Source organism: Pontimicrobium aquaticum (assembly GCF_005047595.1).
GTDB classification, from domain to species: Bacteria; Bacteroidota; Bacteroidia; order Flavobacteriales; family Flavobacteriaceae; genus Pontimicrobium; species Pontimicrobium aquaticum.
The window spans coordinates 39194-60663 of sequence record NZ_SUPL01000002.1 but is presented as its reverse complement, the minus strand read 5'-3'; the positions used below and the strand labels follow the sequence as shown (position 1 = coordinate 60663).

Annotated in this window: 16 protein-coding genes; 2 read left to right on the top strand and 14 right to left on the bottom strand. The window is 33.9% G+C overall.

Annotation, left to right across the window (positions count from 1 at the left end; translation table 11 throughout):
- Positions 1-23: 23 nt before the first annotated feature.
- The 12 genes from E5167_RS03220 to ilvD all read right to left on the bottom strand — a co-directional run bounded on the left by E5167_RS03220 (position 24) and on the right by ilvD (position 13844).
- Positions 24-1091, bottom strand: coding sequence for a M20 family metallo-hydrolase (locus tag E5167_RS03220; protein ID WP_136841005.1), 1068 nt, complete (start codon positions 1089-1091; stop codon positions 24-26).
- The gene (gene argB, locus E5167_RS03215) at positions 1091-1867 is read right to left on the bottom strand and encodes an acetylglutamate kinase (RefSeq protein WP_211242128.1); all 777 of its coding nucleotides are present in this window, start codon (positions 1865-1867) and stop codon (positions 1091-1093) included. Before argB ends, E5167_RS03220 begins: the two co-directional genes overlap by 1 nt.
- Positions 1864-2805, bottom strand: a complete 942-nt coding sequence (locus E5167_RS03210) for a Rossmann-fold NAD(P)-binding domain-containing protein (protein ID WP_136841002.1) — start codon at positions 2803-2805, stop codon at positions 1864-1866. The genes argB and E5167_RS03210 overlap by 4 nt, the downstream gene beginning before the upstream one ends.
- Positions 2802-3929 carry an aspartate aminotransferase family protein gene (locus E5167_RS03205; protein ID WP_136841000.1) on the bottom strand — a complete coding sequence of 376 codons (1128 nt, stop codon included), beginning with the start codon at positions 3927-3929 and terminating at the stop codon, positions 2802-2804. Before E5167_RS03205 ends, E5167_RS03210 begins: the two co-directional genes overlap by 4 nt.
- 11 nt (positions 3930-3940) lie before the next feature.
- Positions 3941-4918: an N-acetyl-gamma-glutamyl-phosphate reductase gene (gene argC, locus E5167_RS03200; RefSeq protein WP_136840998.1), complete on the bottom strand. Its 978-nt coding sequence runs from the start codon at positions 4916-4918 to the stop codon at positions 3941-3943.
- Complete coding sequence (locus E5167_RS03195) at positions 4915-6099, bottom strand: argininosuccinate synthase (RefSeq protein WP_136841875.1); 1185 nt, start codon at positions 6097-6099, stop codon at positions 4915-4917. The genes argC and E5167_RS03195 overlap by 4 nt, the downstream gene beginning before the upstream one ends.
- Before the next feature lie 5 nt (positions 6100-6104).
- Positions 6105-6722, bottom strand: coding sequence for a GNAT family N-acetyltransferase (locus E5167_RS03190; RefSeq protein WP_136840996.1), 618 nt, complete (start codon positions 6720-6722; stop codon positions 6105-6107).
- Positions 6723-7111: 389 nt separating this feature from the next.
- Positions 7112-8374: a threonine ammonia-lyase IlvA gene (ilvA, locus tag E5167_RS03185; RefSeq protein ID WP_136840994.1), complete on the bottom strand. Its 1263-nt coding sequence runs from the start codon at positions 8372-8374 to the stop codon at positions 7112-7114.
- A gap of 5 nt (positions 8375-8379) precedes the next feature.
- Positions 8380-9876, bottom strand: coding sequence for a ketol-acid reductoisomerase (gene ilvC / locus E5167_RS03180; RefSeq protein WP_136840992.1), 1497 nt, complete (start codon positions 9874-9876; stop codon positions 8380-8382).
- Between the two features lie 12 nt (positions 9877-9888).
- Positions 9889-10419, bottom strand: coding sequence for an acetolactate synthase small subunit (gene ilvN, locus E5167_RS03175; RefSeq protein WP_136840990.1), 531 nt, complete (start codon positions 10417-10419; stop codon positions 9889-9891).
- Positions 10420-10421: 2 nt separating this feature from the next.
- A complete protein-coding gene (gene ilvB, locus E5167_RS03170; protein WP_136840988.1) occupies positions 10422-12155 on the bottom strand; it encodes a biosynthetic-type acetolactate synthase large subunit in 1734 nt (577 codons plus the stop codon).
- Positions 12156-12164: 9 nt separating this feature from the next.
- Positions 12165-13844 (bottom strand): dihydroxy-acid dehydratase, encoded by a 1680-nt coding sequence (ilvD, locus tag E5167_RS03165; RefSeq protein WP_136840986.1) that lies wholly within the window; start codon positions 13842-13844, stop codon positions 12165-12167.
- 728 nt (positions 13845-14572) lie between these two features.
- On the opposite strand from ilvD, the gene metK reads away from it, so the two are divergent.
- Positions 14573-15826 (top strand): methionine adenosyltransferase, encoded by a 1254-nt coding sequence (gene metK, locus E5167_RS03160; protein ID WP_136840985.1) that lies wholly within the window; start codon positions 14573-14575, stop codon positions 15824-15826.
- 108 nt (positions 15827-15934) lie between these two features.
- A complete protein-coding gene (locus tag E5167_RS15475) occupies positions 15935-16849 on the top strand; it encodes a hypothetical protein (RefSeq protein ID WP_211242127.1) in 915 nt (304 codons plus the stop codon).
- Between the two features lie 164 nt (positions 16850-17013).
- Here the strand turns inward: E5167_RS15475 and E5167_RS03150 are convergent, their stop codons facing one another.
- Together E5167_RS03150 and E5167_RS03145 are read right to left on the bottom strand one after the other, a co-directional pair.
- A complete protein-coding gene (locus tag E5167_RS03150) occupies positions 17014-18567 on the bottom strand; it encodes a M20/M25/M40 family metallo-hydrolase (protein WP_136840983.1) in 1554 nt (517 codons plus the stop codon).
- 134 nt (positions 18568-18701) lie between these two features.
- Complete coding sequence (locus tag E5167_RS03145; RefSeq protein ID WP_136840981.1) at positions 18702-21467, bottom strand: TonB-dependent receptor; 2766 nt, start codon at positions 21465-21467, stop codon at positions 18702-18704.
- Positions 21468-21470: the final 3 nt, after the last annotated feature.

Sequence of the window (21470 nt, the reverse complement as noted above, 5' to 3'; positions counted from 1 at the left end):
GTCTCTTGATTCTTTTATCTTTTTTACAATACTTTTTCTATCAATTTAATATACAAATCAATACCTTCTTCAATCTCGTGTAAATAAATAAATTCATCTGCAGAGTGTGAACGTGTGCTGTCTCCAGGACCTAATTTTAATGAAGGACAAGTTAAACAAGCTTGGTCTGATAGTGTTGGTGAACCATAGGTTTTACGTCCTAAAGCTATTCCTGCTTTAACTAAGGAATGCGCTGCTGAAATTGACGACGAATTGAGCCTTAAACTACGTGGTTCAATGGTCGAACATGGCGATTCTGCTTTTAAGATATCAGCTATTTCCTCATTGGTATATTTATCGTTTACTCTTACATCAATAACCAAGTCCGCTTCAGAAGGAATTGCATTGTGCTGTTGTCCTGCACTAATTTGCGTTACAGTCATTTTTACTTCACCTAAAGTATCAGAGTTTTTTTTAAACCTATAATTTTTAAACCATTCTAATACCGAAATCGTGTTGTAAATCGCATTATCATTATTTGGATGTGCAGCATGACCTGGTGTACCTTTTACCTTAGCATCAAAAACCACTAACCCTTTTTCTGCAATAGCTAAATCCATCAAGGTTGGTTCTCCTACAATAGCTACATCAATTTTTGGAATTATAGTCAACATGCTATTTAAACCATTCTCCCCACTGCTTTCTTCTTCAGCTGACGCTACAAAAACTAAGTTGTACTTTAAGTCTTCTACATTAAAGAAATAGGTAAACGTTGCCAATAAAGACACTAAGCATCCTCCAGCATCATTGCTTCCCAAACCATACAGTTTGTCATTTTCAACAACAGCTTTAAAAGGGTCTTTGGTATAAGCTTTATTTGGCTTTACAGTATCGTGATGAGAATTTAAAAGCAAAGTTGGTTTGCCTTCATTGAAATATTTATTTACAGCCCAAACATTGTTTTTAGTTCTGTTAAAAGGAATAGAAGCCTCCTTAAACCAAGTTTCAATTAAAACAGCAGTGTTTTCTTCTTCAGAAGAAAAAGAAGATGTTTCTATCAAATTCTTGAGTAGCTCAATTGCTTTTATGGTTAATTCTTCTTGCGTACTCATTATTTTTTAATGTTTGTGAATTTAGAATTTATCTCAAATAACATCTCTGTTTTTCCCACGCATACTTTAGCAACTTCATTATTTATGGCATGAAAACAGTTGTTAAGCTTAGGCAACATACCATCTGTAATAACTCCCTTATGAATCAGATCTTGATAGGTTAACGTGTTGATGGTTTCAATAAGTGAGTTGTCATCATTAGCATCTTGTAAAACCCCTTTTTTTTCAAAACAATAGTAAAGCTCTACATTAAAATCTTTAGCTAAACTAATGGCTAATTCTGATGCAATCGTATCTGCATTTGTGTTTAATAATTGACCTTTTTTGTCATGTGTTAAAGCACAAAACACTGGAGTTATATTATGATTTACCAATAATTTTACAACATCAGGATTTACATCTACAATATCACCAACAAAACCAAAATCAACATCTTTAACAGGACGTTTTTCAGACACAATCGTATTTCCATCAGCACCAGAAAACCCAATAGCATTACAGTTATTACGCTGTAATTTAGCGACAATTTGTTTGTTTATTTTACCTGCATATACCATTGTTGCAATGTCTAAGGTGGTTTCATCAGTTATACGTCTACCATTGGTCATTTTTACTTCAACTCCCATTTTATTTGCCAGTTTGGTTGCTTCTTTTCCGCCACCATGCACTAAAATTTTTGGAGTATTAATCTTAGAAAACTGCTCAAGAAAACCATACAACTCTTCCTCGTTGTCAATGATATTCCCTCCTATCTTTACAACTTTTAGTGTTTTCACGATGATAAATTTTCTAATATGTTTTTTAATACAATTTGTGCTGAAAAGGTTCTGTTATTTGCTTGCTGAATGACTACAGCATTTTCACCATCTAATACAGCATCTTCAACCACAACATTTCTTCTTACAGGCAAGCAATGCATAAATTTGGCATTCCCCAATTTTTCTTTTGTCATCATCCAATTTTCATCTTGACATAAAATTTTTCCATAGTCTTTATAGCTACTCCAGTTTTTTACATACACAAAATCTGCATCTTTTAAGGCTTCATTTTGATTGTAATTTATTGAAGTGTTTTTGGTTATTTCAGGATTTAACTCATATCCCTTTGGGTGAGTAATACTAAAATCAACATCCAATTCATGCATCATCGTTACAAACGAATTTGGCACTGCTTGCGGCAATGCTTTAGGATGTGGCGCCCAAGACAATACAACTTTAGGACGTTCTTTTAATTTCAATTCTTCAATGGTAATAGCATCTGCCAATGCTTGCAATGGATGTGCTGTTGCACTTTCCATACTTATAATTGGCACTGTGGCATATTTTACAAAACTGTTAATTATATATTCTGATTCATCTTTTTGCTTATCTGTTAAACTCGGAAATGCTCTTATAGCCATAATATCAGCATATTGCGAAATCACTTGTGCTGCTTCTTTAATATGTTCGGCAGTGTTAGCATTCATAATGCTTCCATCTTCAAACTCCAATTGCCAAGCTTCGTTTACATTTAAAACCATGACGTCCATTCCTAAATTTTTCGCCGCTTTTTCTGTACTTAATCGTGTTCTTAAACTCGAATTAAAAAACAGCATCACCAAGGTTTTATGCTTCCCTAAATGGTGAAATCGAAAAGGGCTTTGCTTTAATTGAATGGCTTCTTCAATAGTTTTTGAAACATTTTCAATGTCATCTATATTTATATATTTATTCATTTTAGTTCTTGTTTTAAAGCGTCAATAAAAACATCTATGTGTACTTTTTTAATAGTTAAAGGCGGTAAAATTCTTAATAAATTAGGATTGTTTGAGCTTCCTGTAAACATTTGATGTTTATGGATTAACGCATTTCTAAGCTGAACAACTGGAAAATCAAATTCTAAACCTAACATTAAACCTCTTCCTTTTAAGGATTTTAATTGCGGAATGGATTTCGCTTTTTCAATAAAATATGCTGACACTTCTTTAGTGTTTTCCAGTAACTGTTCTTCTTTTAGCACTTTAATCACAGCTAATGATGCTGCACACGCTAAGTGATTACCACCAAATGTTGTTCCTAATAAACCATAAGAAGCCTCTATGTTATTATTGATTAAAATGCCTCCAATAGGGAATCCGTTTCCCATGCCTTTTGCCATGGAAATGATATTAGGTTTAATACCATGTTTTTGAAAAGCAAAGAAATCACCTGTTCTTCCAAAACCAGATTGCACTTCGTCTGCAATTAGTAATACATGATACTTATTACATAATAATTCCAAAGCTTTATAAAATTGAGTTGTACTTTCATCCAAACCACCAACACCTTGAATACACTCTATAATCACTGCACATACATTTTCGTTTTGCAGTGATTTTTCAATTGCAAATAAATCTCCAAGCTCAATAAATTCTACTTCTTGCTGTGTATTAATTGGAGCAATAATTTTTGGATTATCTGTAGCGGCAACTGCAGCAGATGTTCTTCCGTGAAAAGAATTTTTAAATGCAATCACCTTACTTTTTCCTGTTTCAAAAGAGGCTAGTTTTAATGCATTTTCATTAGCTTCAGCTCCAGAATTACATAAAAATAAATTGTAATTTTCACAATTTGAAAACTCTGTAATTTGCTTTGCTAATTCTACTTGCAAAGGGTTTTGAATGGAGTTACTATAAAAACCTAACTTACTTACCTGATCACTGATGCTTTTTACATATTCTGGATGGGAATGCCCAATAGAAATGACAGCATGACCTCCATACAAGTCTAAATACTTTGTGTTTTTTTCATCAAAAACAAAGACATCTTCAGCCTTTACAGGAGTGATATCGAATAAAGGATACACATTAAATAAATTCATAATACCAATGTTTAAAAAAAGTTTGCTTTTAGCTGTAGTCCTTCAGTTTCTGGAAAACCAAACATTAAATTCATATTCTGAATAGCCTGTCCTGAAGCACCTTTTAAAAGGTTGTCAACAATGCTTGTAATCAATAATTTATTATCGTGCTTGTGCAAATGAATTAAGCATTTGTTTGTATTAACCACTTGTTTTAAATGAATATCTTCATCAGAAATAAAGGTGAAAGCGGCATCATTGTAATACTCTTGACACACTGCTTTTACATCTTCTAATGACCCTTCAAATTTGGTATAAATGGTTGCGAAAATACCTCTTGAAAAATTACCGCGATTAGGCATGAAAATAATATCTGAATTGAAGTCACTTTGCAGTTGTTTAACCGATTGGTTGATTTCTTCCAAATGCTGATGTGTAAAAGGCTTATAGTATGAAAAATTATTATCCCTCCACGTAAACTGTGTCGTTTTTGACAAAGAAGTTCCTGCTCCTGTTGCTCCTGTTACAGCATTAACATGTATGTCATCTTTAATTAATTTTACTTGTGCTAGTGGCAACAATGCCAATTGAATTGCTGTAGCAAAACAACCTGGATTAGCTATATACTTCGCTTTTTTAATCGCTTCTTTTTGCAATTCTGGTAGACCATAAACAAAGACTTTATCTTCAAGTTTTTTATCAACTTCTAATCTGAAATCGTTACTTAAATCAATAATCTTAGTTGAACTCGAAAATGTGTGTGCCTCTAGAAATGCTTTAGAATTTCCATGACCTAAACATAAAAACAAGACATCAACATCTGGATTAATTTCACTAGAAAACATTAAATCTGTAGAGCCAACTAAATCTTGATGTACTTTAGAAACTTTATTACCAGCATTGGATGTACTAAACACAAAATTGATTTCAGTTTCAGAATGATTTAATAACAACCTGATCAACTCTCCTGCTGTATAACCAGCGCCTCCTATTATTCCTACTTGTATCATAATTCTGAATTTACTTGGTGATAAATTTTATTCTGATTGCCAAGAATTTTAATAAATCCTTTAGCTTCATCTGCTGTCCAGCCTTTGTTTTCTTCACCATAACTACCAAACTTAGCATTCATTAAATCGTGATTAGAACTAATTCCGTCAAGCGAGAAATGATATGGTTTTAATGTGACCTTAACATCTCCTGAAACTGTTGCTTGACTACTTTCTAAAAACGCTTCAATATTTCTCATTACAGGGTCTAAATATTGACCTTCATGAAGATGCATTCCGTAGAAACTAGCTAGATATTCTTTATGTTGTAGTTGCCATTTGGTAAGTGTATGCTTTTCTAATAAATGATGTGCTTTGATAATGATTAATGCTGCTGCAGCTTCAAAACCAACACGTCCTTTAATACCAACAATGGTATCTCCAACGTGAATATCTCTGCCAATAGCGTATGCTGAGGCCAGACTATTTAAGACTTCAATATTGACTTCTGGATTATTTTCAACACCATTAACGGCAACCAATTCCCCTTTTAAAAAAGTTAAGGTAACTTTTTCTGGTTCAGCATGCTTTAGTTGAGATGGATAAGCAGAATCTGGTAGAGGTTTTTCAGATGTCAACGTTTCCTCTCCACCAACACTAGTTCCCCAAAGCCCTTTATTAACTGAATATTTTGCTTTTTCCCAAGACATATCAATACCGTTAGCTTTCAAATAATCTATCTCTTCTTGCCTTGACAGTTTATTATCTCTAATTGGTGTAATGATTTCTATTTCGGGTGCTAATGTTTGGAAAATCATATCAAAACGCACTTGATCATTTCCTGCGCCTGTGCTTCCATGAGCTATATATTTGGCGTTTATGCTTTTAGCATATTCTACTATCTCTATAACTTGAATGATTCTTTCAGCACTTACAGACAATGGATAGGTATTGTTTTTTAGCACATTACCAAAAATTAAATACTTAATTACCTTGTTATAATACGATGTAACTGCATCTATATTTTTATAGGTAGAAACACCCATTTTATAAGCATTTGACTCTATGTTGTTAATTTCTTCCTCAGTAAAACCTCCAGTATTTACACTAATTGCATACACTTCGTAACCTGCTTTAGATAGGCTTACTGCACAATAGGAAGTATCTAATCCACCACTGTAGGCAATAACTAGTTTTTTTATTTGACTCATAATTTGTTGTTTTTTAGGAACAAGTTTTGCTTAATACTTTTCAGCCTTAAAAAGACCTTTTCTTTTACTTTTCTAACTTCTTTAATATCTTTTGATTTTGGGTCGTACAACATCCCTGTGCACAAGCACATAGTTTGGTTGGTTCGTTGCAATACATCGTAGTTTTTACAAGTTTGACAACCATTCCAAAACGACTGGTCTTCTGTTAATTCTGAAAAAGGCACAGGTTTATACCCTAGTTGTGTATTTAACTTCATAACAGCTAATCCTGTTGTGATACTAAATATTTTTGCGTCAGGAAATTTATTTCGTGAATGTTCAAAAATTTTCTGCTTTATTTGTTTAGCCAACCCACGATTTCTAAAGTCTGGATGAACTATTAATCCGGAGTTAGCAACAAATTTGCCATGACTCCAAGCCTCTATATAACAAAATCCTGCAAAAACATCACCTTCTAAAGCTATAACTGCGTTACCATTTTCCATTTTAGTAATGACATACTCTGGTTTACGCTTAGCTATTCCTGTACCTCTTTTTTGTGCAGCTTCTTCAATAGTGCTGCAAATAGTATTAGCATAAATGCTATGTGATTTATTAGCAATAACAATTTTCATTGTTTTCTTTATTAAAATTATTTGATGTTAAAAATTCCTCGAAAACTGAACTGGACACACCTAAAGTTCAAAAAATAGTAGTACACCCTTAAGGGCGACGCAATAAAATACGACGCAAAGACCTTTTGTTATTTTTTAAAATAACTATTTTTTGATTTGTCGAAATGAAGTTTGAAGTGTACATGTGTGAATAAATAAAAAATTACGTAATTGATAAGGCGTTAATTGAAATATTAACGGCGACAATTCCTACAGCGCAAAACTGGAGAGGAAATACGTATTCTATTTTCTATTAAATTCATAGTACAAACGTACAAATATTTTTTAATAATTAACACAAAATAAAAATTATTTGTAAAAACATAACTCTCTAATAATCAAAAGGAACATTAAACCAAAAACTGAAACAAATCTGGTTTGTTATTCAGGTAATCACCATAAAAATTATGAAGTTTCATTTTAGTGATTAACGGTTGTAAATCGTTAGGAGATTTCAACTCTAAACCAACCACTGCCACATCATTTTCGCGGTTTACTTTTTTGGTGTATTCAAAATGTGTGATGTCGTCATTTGGTCCTAAAATTTCTACTACAAACTCTCTTAATGCTCCTGCTCGTTGCGGAAATTTTATAATAAAATAGTGTTTTAAATTAGCATGTAATAAAGCGCGTTCTTTTATTTCAGGTGTTCTGGTAATATCGTTATTACTGCCACTAATAAGGCATACTACATTTTTTCCTTTGATTTCATGAGCATATTGGTCTAAAGCAGAAATACTTAAAGCTCCTGCTGGTTCAACCACGATAGCGTCTTTGTTATACAACTCCAAAATGGTTTGACATATTTTACCTTCTGGTACTGTAATGACAGCATCTAAGTTTTGTTTACAAATCTCAAAGGTCTTATTTCCCACTTTACGTACAGCTGCACCATCAACAAAGCGTTCAATATTTTTAAGTTCTACTACTCTATCTTTATGGATAGATACTGACATTGAAGGTGCTCCTTCTGGCTCAACACCTATAATTTTTGTGTTTGGTGACAACTCCTTAAACAAGGTAGATAATCCTGATGCTAAACCTCCTCCTCCAACTGGAACGAACACATAATGAATTAGGTGCTGCGCTTGGTCAATTATTTCCAGTCCAACGGTTGCTTGACCTTCAATGACTTTTTCATCATTAAATGGGTGAATAAAGGTTTTATTCAAACGTTCGCATTCCAATTTTGAAGCTTCATAGGCATCATCAAAGGTATCGCCAACCAAAACCACATTTATAAAATCGCTACCAAACATTTTAACTTGCTCTATCTTTTGACTTGGTGTTGGTTCAGGCATATAAATTGTGCCATGTATTTTTAATAATTTACATGACAATGCCACACCTTGTGCATGATTTCCAGCACTTGCACACACAATACCATTTTCAGCTTCGACGTCGGTTAACGAAGACATTTTATTATAAGCACCTCGTATTTTGTAGGAGCGTACTTGTTGCAAATCTTCTCTTTTAAAAAGCACATTACAACCAAATTGATTTGAGTAACGTTCATTCTTAGATAAAGGCGTCAGTGAAACCACCTCTTTTAACTTTTCGGAGGCGGTTTCAACGTCTTTTATACTTGGGAAATATGTTGTTGTAGTTTGCATAATTTTTAAGCAAATACTTCTTGTTTAGCTTCAGTTTTAATGATTTTCATGTCTGTCATGGCTTGACGCAATACTTTTCCTGTGGCTTCAATTGGATGATTTCTAATGGCATTATTCACCTTAATCAACTCTAAATTATCAACTGCATTTGTTTTATAAAACGACTTACCAATCACATCAGTCTTTACAGTTTTCATAAAATCTACCAATAATGGCTTGCATGCATGGTCAAATAAATAACAGCCATATTCAGCTGTATCAGAAATAATTCTGTTCATCTCGAATAACTTCTTTCTTGCAACTGTATTTGCTATTAGTGGTAATTCGTGTAATGACTCGTAATAAGCCGATTCTTCAATAATTCCTGAAGCAACCATAGTATCAAAAGCCAACTCTACTCCTGCTCTCACAAAAGCAACCATTAATACACCATGGTCAAAATATTCTTGTTCAGAAATATGCTCAGCTGTCGCACTTGTTTTTTCAAAGGCTGTTTCACCAGTTTCAGCTCTCCATTTTAATAAGTTCGTGTCGTCATTAGCCCAATCCTCCATCATGGTTTGTGAGAAATGACCAGACATGATATCGTCCATGTGCTTAACAAACAATGGTTTCATAATCGTTTTAAGCTCTTCTGATAATTCAAAAGCTTTAATTTTTGCAGGATTAGACAATCTGTCCATCATATTAGTAATGCCTCCATGTTTTAGAGCCTCTGTAATTGTTTCCCAACCATACTGAATGAGTTTTGCTGCATAGTTTGCATCAATCCCTTCTTCGACCATTTTATCAAAAGACAAAATAGATGCTGTTTGAAGCACACCACATAAAATGGTTTGCTCTCCCATTAAATCACTTTTTACCTCAGCCACAAACGATGATTCCAGAACACCTGCTTTATGTCCTCCAGTTGCTGCAGCATAGGCCTTAGCTTGAGCCCAACCTTTTCCTTCTGGGTCGTTTTCAGGGTGGACAGCAGTTAATGTTGGAACCCCAAAACCACGTAAATATTCTTCACGAACTTCAGTTCCTGGGCATTTTGGAGCGACCATGATTACTGTCAAATCTTCACGTATTTGTTTACCTTCTTCAACGATATTAAATCCATGAGAATACGATAATGTTGCACCTTGTTTCATCATTGGCATCACAGTATCAACAACATTAGAATGTTGTTTATCAGGTGTTAAATTCAGTACTAAGTCTGCTGTTGGAATTAATTCTTCATAGGTTCCAACATTAAATCCGTTGCTAGTAGCGTTTTTGTACGACTGACGTTTCTCAGCAATGGCTTGTGCACGAAGTGCATAGGAAATATCCAACCCTGAATCTCTCATATTCAATCCTTGATTTAGGCCTTGCGCTCCACATCCAACGATGACTATTTTTTTTCCAATTAATGCGGAAACACCATCTTCAAATTCGGAGGATTCCATAAATCTGCATTTAGATAATTGTTCTAATTTTTGACTTAACGATAATGTGTTAAAATAATTTGCCATTTTAGTTTTTTATTAATTATTAAATGCGGCTAGCATTTCTGTTATTTTCATTTCATCTTTAGTGACTGCAATACGTCCTGAACGCACAAATTGCATAATTCCGAAAGCACTTAATTCTCTATGCAATAATTCTATTTCGTTTCTTCGTCCTGATTTTTCCAACACAAAAAACTCTTTATTTACAGTAACAATACGAGCGTTGCTTTCTTTAATAATATTCTGTATTTGACGTTCGTCAAACAGTAAATCAGACTTAATTTTAAACATACACGACTCTTGATAAATTGTTTCTTCATCTGTATGATAATAGGCTTTAATCACTTCAACTTGCTTTTCAATTTGACCAATAATTTTTTTCATTTGCTCTTCAGTCATGTTTACTAAAATGGTCCAACGAGTTACGCCTTCAATTTCAGAAGCTGATGAATTAATACTTTCAATATTGATATGTCTGCGTTGAAAAATTGCTGAAATTCGATTCAACAATCCTATGTTATTTTCAGTATAAACTGAAACTGTAAATTGTATAATTTCTTTCTCCATAATTACTCTAATCTTATATCTGAAACCGACGCTCCTGAAGGCACCATTGGAAATACATTATCTTCCTTTTCCACACAAACCTCTAAGAAATAGGCATCTTTACTCTGCATCATTTCCTCTACTACAGACGACAATTCCTCACGCTTAGTAACACGTTTTGCATTTACATAATATCCTTTAGCAATGGCTACAAAATCTGGGTTAGTCATTTCAGTTGACGCGTAGCGTTTATCAAAAAACAACTGTTGCCACTGACGAACCATTCCTAAGAAATCATTGTTTAAAACCACAATTTTTACAGGTACTTTGGTTTGAAAAATAGTACCTAACTCCTGAATGGTCATTTGGTAACCACCATCACCAATAACGGCCACAACTTCACGTTCTGGAGCAGCCATTTTTGCCCCAATTGCTGCTGGCAAAGCAAATCCCATGGTTCCTAATCCTCCAGAAGTAATATTGCTTCTACTGACATTGAATTCTGCATAACGACAAGCGATCATTTGATGTTGACCAACATCTGAAACAATGGCAGCCTCACCTTTGCTTTGTGTATTAATTTCATTCAGTACTTCTCCCATAGTCAGTCCTTCTTTAATAGGATGCAAATCATTTTTGATGACTTTTTCAAATTCAACAGCATATAAATCTTTGAATTTTTGCAGCCATTCTGTATGTGAGTTTGCATTTAAAAGAGGAAGTAGCTTCGCTAAACTTTCTTTTGAATCTCCCAATACAGCGACATCAGTTTTCACATTTTTATCTATTTCGGCTGGATCAATTTCAAAGTGAATCACTTTAGCTTGTGTTGCATAGTCGTCTAATTTACCTGTTACACGATCGTCAAAACGCATACCTATGGCAATTAAAACATCGCATTCATTGGTTAACACATTTGGCGCATAGTTTCCATGCATACCGACCATACCAATATTTAATGGATGTGACGTTGGTATTGCTGATGCTCCCATAATGGTCCAAGCCGATGGAATTCCAGCTTTTTCAATCACTGCTTTAAGTTCTTCCTCTGCTTTACCAAGAATAACACCTTGTCCCCAAATTATCATTGGTTTCTTGGCATTGTTTATTAAATCAGCTGCTTCTTCTAATTTAGAATCTTCAACTTTAGGAACAGGATTGTAACTTCTAATACCCTCACATTTTTTATATTGAAAATCAAACTCTTCGAACTGAGCATCTTTGGTAATATCAATTAAAACTGGTCCTGGTCGTCCACTTTTTGCAATGTAAAATGCCTTAGCCATGACTTCAGGAATTTCAGAAGCTTTGGTGATTTGATGATTCCATTTTGTAACAGGAGTAGAAATACCTACTATATCTGTTTCTTGAAACGCATCGCTACCTAATAAATGTGATGGTACTTGTCCTGTAATACAAACGATTGGAGTGGAATCAATTTGTGCATCAGCAATTCCTGTAATTAAATTGGTTGCTCCTGGTCCAGACGTCGCCATAGCCACTCCAACTTTTCCAGAAATACGTGCATAACCTTGAGCAGAATGCGTTGCGCCTTGCTCGTGTCTTGTCAATACATGATGAATTTTATCTTGATATTTATACAACTCATCATAAACTGGCATAATGGCTCCTCCTGGATAACCATATAGTACATCTACTCCTTCAGCCAATAAGCACCTCACAATAGCTTCGCTTCCAGAAATACGTTCTTTTGGTTGCTTTAGATATTGCTTTTGTTTTACCGTTAATGTTTCCATAATCATAATTTAAAATTCATCTGTTACACAACCTTTAGATGCTGATGAAACCGTTCTTGCATACTTATATAATACTCCGCGCTCAACTTTGAGTTTTGGTGCTTTCCTTTGTTGTTTTCTTTGTTGAAGTTCTTGTTCTGAAACTTCAAGTGTTATACTATTTGTTTCGGCGTCAATAGTTATCATGTCACCATCCTTAACCAAAGCAATTGCTCCACCTTCTTGGGCTTCAGGTGTGATGTGTCCTACCACAAAACCATGAGTGCCACCAGAAAAACGTCCATCTGTAATTAACGCGACATCTTTTCCTAAACCTGCTCCCATAATCGCTGCTGTTGGTTTTAACATTTCTGGCATTCCTGGGCCTCCTTTTGGACCTTCATAACGAATGACTACAACATCGCCTTTTTGAACTTTACCATCACGAATGCCATCGTTAGCATCATATTCGCCTTCAAAAACTTTGGCAGTTCCTCTATACTTTAAGCCTTCTTTTCCAGTAATTTTTGCCACACTACCTTCAGGTGCTAAATTGCCATATAACATTCGTAAATGCCCAGAAATTTTAATAGGATCTTCTATAGACTTGATGACTTCTTGACCTTCTGTTAAATCATCGACATCTAATAAATTTTCAGCGATTGTTTTTCCTGTGACTGTTAGACAATCACCATGAAGTAATCCTTTTTTCAATAAGTATTTTAAAACTGCTGGAATCCCTCCAACTGCATGAACATCTTCCATGAGGTATTTTCCACTAGGTTTTAAATCTGCCAAAAATGGTGTGTTGTCACTTATGTTTTGAAAATCACTTAAGGTAAACTCTATTTGTGCTGCTCTTGCAATTGCTAAAAAATGTAACACTGCATTCGTAGAACCTCCTAAAATAGTTACCAATCGAATCGCATTTTCAAGTGATTTTCTCGTAATTATATCTGAAGGTTTTATATCCTTTTCCAATAGCAATCGCATGGCTTCACCAGCTTTAATGGCTTCTACTTGTTTTGCGTCACCTGTAGCAGGATTTGATGAATTGAAAGGTAAAGTCATTCCTAAGGCTTCAATTGCAGAAGCCATAGTATTAGCCGTGTACATTCCACCACAAGCGCCTGCTCCAGGAATTGCTTTTTTTACAATGCATTCAAATTCTTCTTGCTCCATGGTTCCAGCGACTTTACTTCCCCATGCTTCAAACGCAGAAACAACGTCTAGTTTTTTTCCATTGTGACAACCAGAATCTATAGTTCCTCCATATACTAATATGGATGGTCTATTAAGACGAATCATTGCCATTAAAGCTCCAGGCATATTTTTATCGCATCCAACCACAGTTACCAAACCGTCATAACTCATGGCCTGAACTACTGTTTCCATGGAGTCTGCGATAACGTCTCTAGAAGGTAATGAATAACGCATTCCTGGAGTTCCCATTGAAATGCCATCACTTACGCCAATAGTATTAAAAATCAAACCAACAACATCTTCATTTAGCGTACCTTGCTTCACCAATTTTGCCAAATCATTAAGATGCATATTACATGGATTGCCTTCGTAACCTGTACTTGCAATACCAACTAGAGGTTTTTCAAAATCTTCCCTTGTTAAACCAATACCATGCAACATGGCTTGTGCTGCTGGCTGCGTTGGGTCTTGGGTGACTGTTTTACTGTATTTATTTAATTGTTTCATGTTCTGTTTTTGACGCTAAACATTAAAGTTTAGATATGTCGAAATTAGATGTTTACACTTTTTACTGATTAAACTTTTACTAAGTTGGTCTAAAGTCATATTCTATTAATTTTTTGTATTTACTTGATTATCTATTGTTTATATTTGTTTTTATATGATGTTCAGCACTTATAAATTCAATAAAAAAGCCTGAATCAAATTGACACAGGCTTAAATTTTGAATATAGCTTACTGCATCAACTCAACTTGAGTTAATAATGACAATAATTATAATATTAGCTATATATCTCATTTTATAATCCATAAAAAAACCTTCCGAAATAGGAAGGCTTCTAAAATATTATTTGAATTTTAAATACCATTCCTTTTAACGCTGTGAAATAATCACGACGCTAATAATAGAAATGATATGTAATAGTTGCTTTTGCATTTGTTAGTTCAAATATTAGTAAATTATTTTTAATAACCAAATTCAATCATTACAGAAAAATATTCGCCAAATTGATGTTTAAAATTCATATTGTAGATTATTTTTCGGTTTAACATCAATTTATACAAAAACCATTTTTTAGTTACACGATATTATTTACATTTGCCAACGAATTATACGAGGAAAAATTTGTTCTGATTGCAACCTCATTAAAAAATGCTAAAGCAGTAATCAAGATACTTCTCTAGCGACCAAGCAATCACAATTTTTCTTATTTTATTAAACAAAATAGTGATTTATGGCATATTTATTTACTTCGGAAAGTGTTTCTGAAGGACATCCAGATAAAGTAGCAGACCAAATTAGCGATGCTTTAATTGATAACTTCTTAGCGTTTGATCCTGACTCAAAAGTAGCTTGTGAAACTTTAGTAACCACTGGTCAAGTTGTATTGGCTGGTGAGGTAAAATCGAACACCTATTTAGACGTTCAAAAAATAGCAAGAGAAACCATTAATAAAATTGGTTATACCAAAAGTGAATATATGTTTGACGGTAATTCCTGTGGTGTATTTTCTGCAATACATGAGCAATCTGAAGACATTAACAGAGGTGTTGATAGAGAAAACAAAGAAGAACAAGGGGCTGGAGACCAAGGCATGATGTTTGGTTATGCGACTCGCGAAACTGAAAATTACATGCCTTTAGCACTAGATTTAGCGCACTTAATTTTAAAAGAACTTGCTGAGTTACGCCGTGAAAATAAAGAGATTACGTATTTACGTCCAGATTCAAAAAGTCAGGTAACGATTGAATATAGTGATGATAATATACCTCAACGTATTGATTCGATTGTGGTTTCTACACAGCATGACGATTTTGATACAGATGAAGCAATGCTTGCTAAAATTAGAAAAGACATTGTTGAGATTTTAATACCAAGAGTTATTGTCAAACTACCAAGCAACATACAAGCATTGTTTACGGATGATATAAAATACCACATTAACCCAACAGGAAAGTTTGTGATTGGTGGGCCTCATGGTGATACAGGTTTAACAGGACGTAAAATTATTGTAGATACTTATGGTGGTAAAGGTGCTCATGGAGGAGGTGCTTTTTCTGGAAAAGACCCAAGCAAAGTAGATAGAAGTGCTGCCTACGCTACACGACATATTGCAAAAAACTTAGTTGCTGCAGGTGTTTGCGATGAAGTGTTAGTGCAAGTAAGTTATGCTATTGGTGTTGTGGAGCCTATGGGGATTTTCGTAGATACTTATGGCACTTGTTCTTTTAATATGACCGATGGTGAAATTGCAGAAAAAGTCTCAAAGATTTTTGATATGCGTCCAGCAGCTATTGAAGAACGACTAAAACTACGTAATCCAATGTATAGCGAAACTGCTGCTTACGGACACATGGGACGCCCTCATGAAATTGTAAGCAAAACTTTTGAACAACCTAACGGTGACCCTATCACTTTAGACGTAGAGTTGTTTACCTGGGAAAAACTGGATTATGTTGATAAAGTAAAAGAAGCTTTTGGGTTGTAATCCAGAATAAATATAAATACTATAAAACCTCGTAATTAATTTTATGAGGTTTTTTGTTATTTGACTTTATGATAAAAAAAGACGAACTTCGTTCAATTACCATTAATTATGAAAAAAGCTTTTGTCCTACTTTTTACACTACTGATTTCAATAAAATCTTTTTCTTGTAGCTGTGAATGTACAGGTGATTGTTCGTTTAGTAATATTTCAAAAAGTTCTGAATTTGTAGCACTAGTGAAAGTAATTAAATATTCAGATTTTCTTGACAAACAGATTTATGGCTATGATGGAAAAATGCCTCTATCAATGACAGTAGAAGTTATTGAAAAGTATATTGGTTTGGAAAAACGCAAAAGGATAAAAATTTGGGGAGATAATGGAGCTTTGTGTCGACCATACATTGCCAACTTTGAAATTGGAAAATATTATTTAATTGCACCTTCTAAATTAACGGAAACGACTGAAAATGGTCTAAAAGACGACTATGAATTTTTTAGTTGCTTTACTGATTATTTAAGTGTGGATTTTGGCAAAAAAATAGCTTACGGAGAATATTCAAAAAAAGAAAATCAAGTTGCTCTAAAAGACTTTGAAAAAGAAATTAAAAGCATCGATTTAAAAAAAACTGAATGGTTTACAAATAATGAAAGAAAGGATTTCTATAAATCTGACTCTATTATAAATCTTTACAAAATTCTAAATAGAAAAGACGATTTTGTAAAATTGAACAACGGATTAATCAAAGCGGAACAAAATAAAAATAAAGACTTTACCAATTTAAAGTTTAATAGAAGTGGAAAACTAAATCTTACAGATACAAATATTGAGAATTGGACAGAAACTGAACATTTAGGGAATTGGAAATGGAAATATGATGATAATAATTACACCCTGACCTTTTTTCTAAATAATGAACCTTACTCAAAATTTAGGATAGTTTCTCAAGAAAAAGATTACCTGATTTTGAATACAGATGACAAAGTTCATTTTTATGTAATGAAATTAAAACGAATAAAAAAATAACCAATAGCAACAATTGCTATAAATAATTGCTCGTTTTCGCAGATTATCAGTTTATTGTGTACTTGCCTTAGTAAGTAAATATTCATAGTGAGACCGCTAAACAGACCCACAAAAAAGTCCTCTCAAATCGAGAGGACTTTTGTATTATATATTTTGTAATCTTATTACATACCTCCTTTACGTGTTGGCGAACGTTGAGTTGGCCATTCCGCTTGTTTTCCTGTTCTAGGGCTAATAGGCATCACTCTTTTTTCTCTAGAAGTTTTCTCTGGATCTTCAGAAGCCATATACGCTAAAATTGCTGTTAAAATAGCATTGTTACGCACATCGTCAAACACTACTTTGTCGTAGGTATCTCTGTTTGTATGCCAAGTATAATTCCAGTACGACCAGTTTAAAGCACTTAAGTTAAATCCTGGTGCTCCCGCTGCCAAAAACGCTGCATGATCAGTTCCACCACTACTAGGCGTTCCTGGGAAGTTTGTTTCAATATGTTGGGTAATATCTCTTGGTACAGCCGCTAACCATCTTCCTAAATAATCATAAGAATCTACAAATCCAGAACCTGAAATATTTACTACACGCCCTGTACCATTATCTTGATTAAATAATGCTTGCATATTTTTTACAATATCTGGATGATCCTCAACAAATGCTCTAGAACCATTTAACCCTTGCTCTTCACTTCCCCAATGCCCAACAATAATGGTACGCTTTGGGTTAGGGTAAAACTTCTTCAATAAACGCATTGCTTCCATCATTACTAGTGTTCCAGTACCATTATCGGTTGCACCTGTTCCACCATCCCAAGAATCAAAATGTGCTGATAATATTACATATTCGTCTGGTTTTTCAGTTCCTTTAATTTCACCTATAGTGTTAAATGTTGGAACTTCACCTAAATCTTTTGATTCAGCTACAATTTTAAGCACTGGTTTGTTTCCAGACTCTGCCAATCTATATAGCATTGTATAGTCTTCCAACTCTACGTCAACTGTTGGTATTTTTTTAGTTCTAGCACTAAATATTTTGTTAACACCAAAACCTCTAGACCAATTAGAAGCAATTAAACCTGCTGCTCCAGCTTCTTCTAAAGCTGCAATGATAGTACGTGTATTGTATCCCGTTCTACCTATATTTTCTCTCCATTCTTTGGTCATGGCATCGCGCTCATCTTTCATTTTTTGGAATGATTCTTCTGTGGCGAATTCTTCCCAGTTATAGTCTGGACGACCAGTTGGCTGGTTCATAGAAATTAATACAAACTTCCCTTTAACATTAGGCAACCAAGCTTTAAAAGCTTCGGCATCAGCAATATTGCTAGGTAATGTTATAGCTTCAGCTGTTACACCTGTACTACCAGTACTTGGATTCCAAGCTAATTGCATACCATCTAGCGATTGTACACGAGGAGACACCATATCTATATGTGTGATACCACGTTCCCATCCACGCCATGTTCCGTAGTTTTCTTTTCTTGCTGAAATTCCCCATTTAGCATATTGGTCTATTGCCCATTTGCTAGCATGCTCCATTTGAGGTGTTCCAACTAATCTTGGACCTACTACATCTAAAAGTTCGTGTGCTAATCGTTCTAACTGAGAATTTTCGTTAGCTTCTTTAATAATCCCATCTATTACAGGGTTTAAGTCTTGAGCATAAATATTGCTACTAAATAATAGCGCAAATGCTAACAATAGTTGAATTGTTTTTTTCATTTTAAAAAATTGATTGGTTGTAAATTCATAAATTAAGATGCCTAATATACAAATATGCCCTAAAAGTAAACGGTTTTAACATAAAGTTTAACATAAGAAGAGCCTGTAAATTACAGGCTCTTTTTTATTTTGATTTAAAGTTCGTATCGCAATCTAAAAGACACAAACCTAGGTTGAATAAAATACTCGGTAGCACTTACAGCTATTCCCGAATTACTGCTTTGGTTTTGCACTCGTGTGTCAAACAAATTAGTGGCTTTTATTTCATATTCAAATTTTGCGTCTTGATCTTTTCTATATGCCAAAGACGCATTCCAAAACTCATATGTGTTTATGGTTCTATCCTGATCGCTAAAGTTGTTATATGAATAATCTGTTCTAAAAGTAAATGCTTTAAAAATCAATGCATCTACCTCTACCGAAGGTGCTTTAGTATAGTATTTTAAATTGCCTCCTCTTCCTTGTTGGTTATCTTGAATTCTATAATTATATCCTATTTCTATATTTGGAGCAGTTCTAAAATTAGTTCGTATTTGTGCTCTATAGTTTTGGGTGAAACTCTTATTTACAGAAGGTATGTCTTGTATAAGTTGATTGAATTTTGAATAATTAAAATTTGCACTTAAAGTCCCTCTAATTTTATTAAACGTTCTTTGAAAACGACCTGATGCACTTAGGCTTTCGTCAGCAAAATCTGAATTAAATGGCGAGCTTATATTTATGACACTACCTGGTTCAAAGTTTGACTTATTTCTAATATTATCAACACTTTTATTATAGTTTATATTAGCAAATACATTGGTATAATTAAACATATTAAAGCTGTAATAGTTTAAACTGATGTTATGTGACAGAGCGTTTTCTAAATCAGGATTTCCCGAAAACAAAGCATTATAATTGTTTAACACTAAACCCCTAGCAAATTTAGATACATCGGTAAATTGTGTTTGCATACGATAGTTTAACACAATTTGTTCGCTCTTTTTTAATTGCATACGCATATTAAAATCTGGAAGTACTCTAAAGAAATTATCTGTTGTTTCTATTCCAAACTGATTATTTCTAGTACTGTACGCATGCGCAGACACTCCTGGTGTGAAGGTAAAAATACCAGATTTAAGACGATAATGAACAGCCAAATACACATCACTAAAGCTATAATCTATATTATTTGTATCTAAACCATCATTAATTGTTGGTGTTGGATTATATTCTGATCCATCATTTAGAACTTGAAAAATATTGGAGTCAAACTGCTGATTGCTAAGTATAGTTCCCAACGTAAAATTAATATCACTTTTGGTATTCAATATATTCCAATAATCCAGTTTAGCATCTAACTGATTAGACTTAATACGCTTGTCTTGACCAATGTTATAATCTAATTGTGCACCATCTAAGCCTAAATCTAAAGCTGTTTTATCATAAGCATCAGGGTCAGGAAGATTGTCGTCAGGATTAACAGGATTATTGTTATTTGTTGGATCATTATCTAAAATTGCATTATAGAAAGGATCTTCATCACTTAACAAATGTTGCGCTTCTAAAGCAAAGATATTGGTATCGTTTAGTGTATAATAGTAATTGAGATTTTGATTAATACTGAAAGGACTTGAAGTTTCTATTTGATTAACATTACCAATTTGTGAAGACAAAAGTCCTTGGCCTTGTCTTTCTTTTGAAACCTTTCCAAAAACATCATAATCTAATTGATTGCTTGAGTTTGGTTTGTACTTTGCAGACAATTTTAACATTGCCAAATCACTGTTTTGCAACGTGTTACTTTCGGTTCTCTCATTACGATCACTTGAATCGGGATTTACATATTGTAAATTTCTATTCTCCTGAATCTCAGTTTTATTATTAGAAAAAATAGCAAATCCACTTAAATCTAATGCTTTGTTTGGTGCCCAGCTAAAATTAGCTGCACCAAATTTGGTTTCAATATCTTTGGCTCTATTATTTTGAGTTGATAAAAATCCTAGGTTGTTGTTTCCTAAGTTAATGTTTGTTCCACTAGACCTACTTGGGCCTCTAAACCCTCCTGAGAAATTAAAATAGTCTCGCCTAGTAAAGGCTACTTCGCCCAAATTATTTAAATCGCCAATAACATTAATACTGTATTTTGGACTATAATAAAACAGCTTTGGTTGAAACATATACAAACCATCATTAGGCGAATCGCCTCCTCCTGCTGTAATATTACCGAACCAAAAATTAGTTTTTCCTTCTTTAAGTTTAATGTTTATTGCTACGTTATCTTGGTTATTGGTAACACCACTTAATTGACCAACCTCTGCATAATTTTTTAATACTTGCACTTTGTCAACAGCATTAGAGGGAATGTTTTTTGTTGCTAATTTTGAGTCGCCATCAAAGAATTCTTTTCCTTCAACCATAACTTTAGACACTACTTTACCTTCTACCTCTACTTGACCATCATCGTTTATTTCAACACCTGGTAAATTTTTCAAGACATCCTCAAGTTTTCGTTCCGTCCCTGTTTTAAAGGAATCTGCATTATACACCAAGGTGTCACCTTTTACCGAAACAGGCATTTCGTATGTCAATTCTACTGCATCTAAAGATCTATCCTCAAACAATGTAAAATCTTTATTAATGTTTTCAGATTTTGTTTCAAGAACTTCTTTGGCGGTTTTCATACCAATATAACTTACCTGAACTTCGTATTTAGCATTTTCTTTAAGGTTTAATTTGTAGCGTCCTTCGTTATTGGTAATGCCATAAGAATCTAAAATTTTAGTCTCCTGATTTATAGCAATAACATTGGCTAATTCTAAAGGATTTCCAATACTATCTTTTACAACACCTTCCACTCTCACTTGAGCATAGGTGGTACTTGCTACTAGCAATAAAATTGCAGTAATTAATTGTTTCATTTG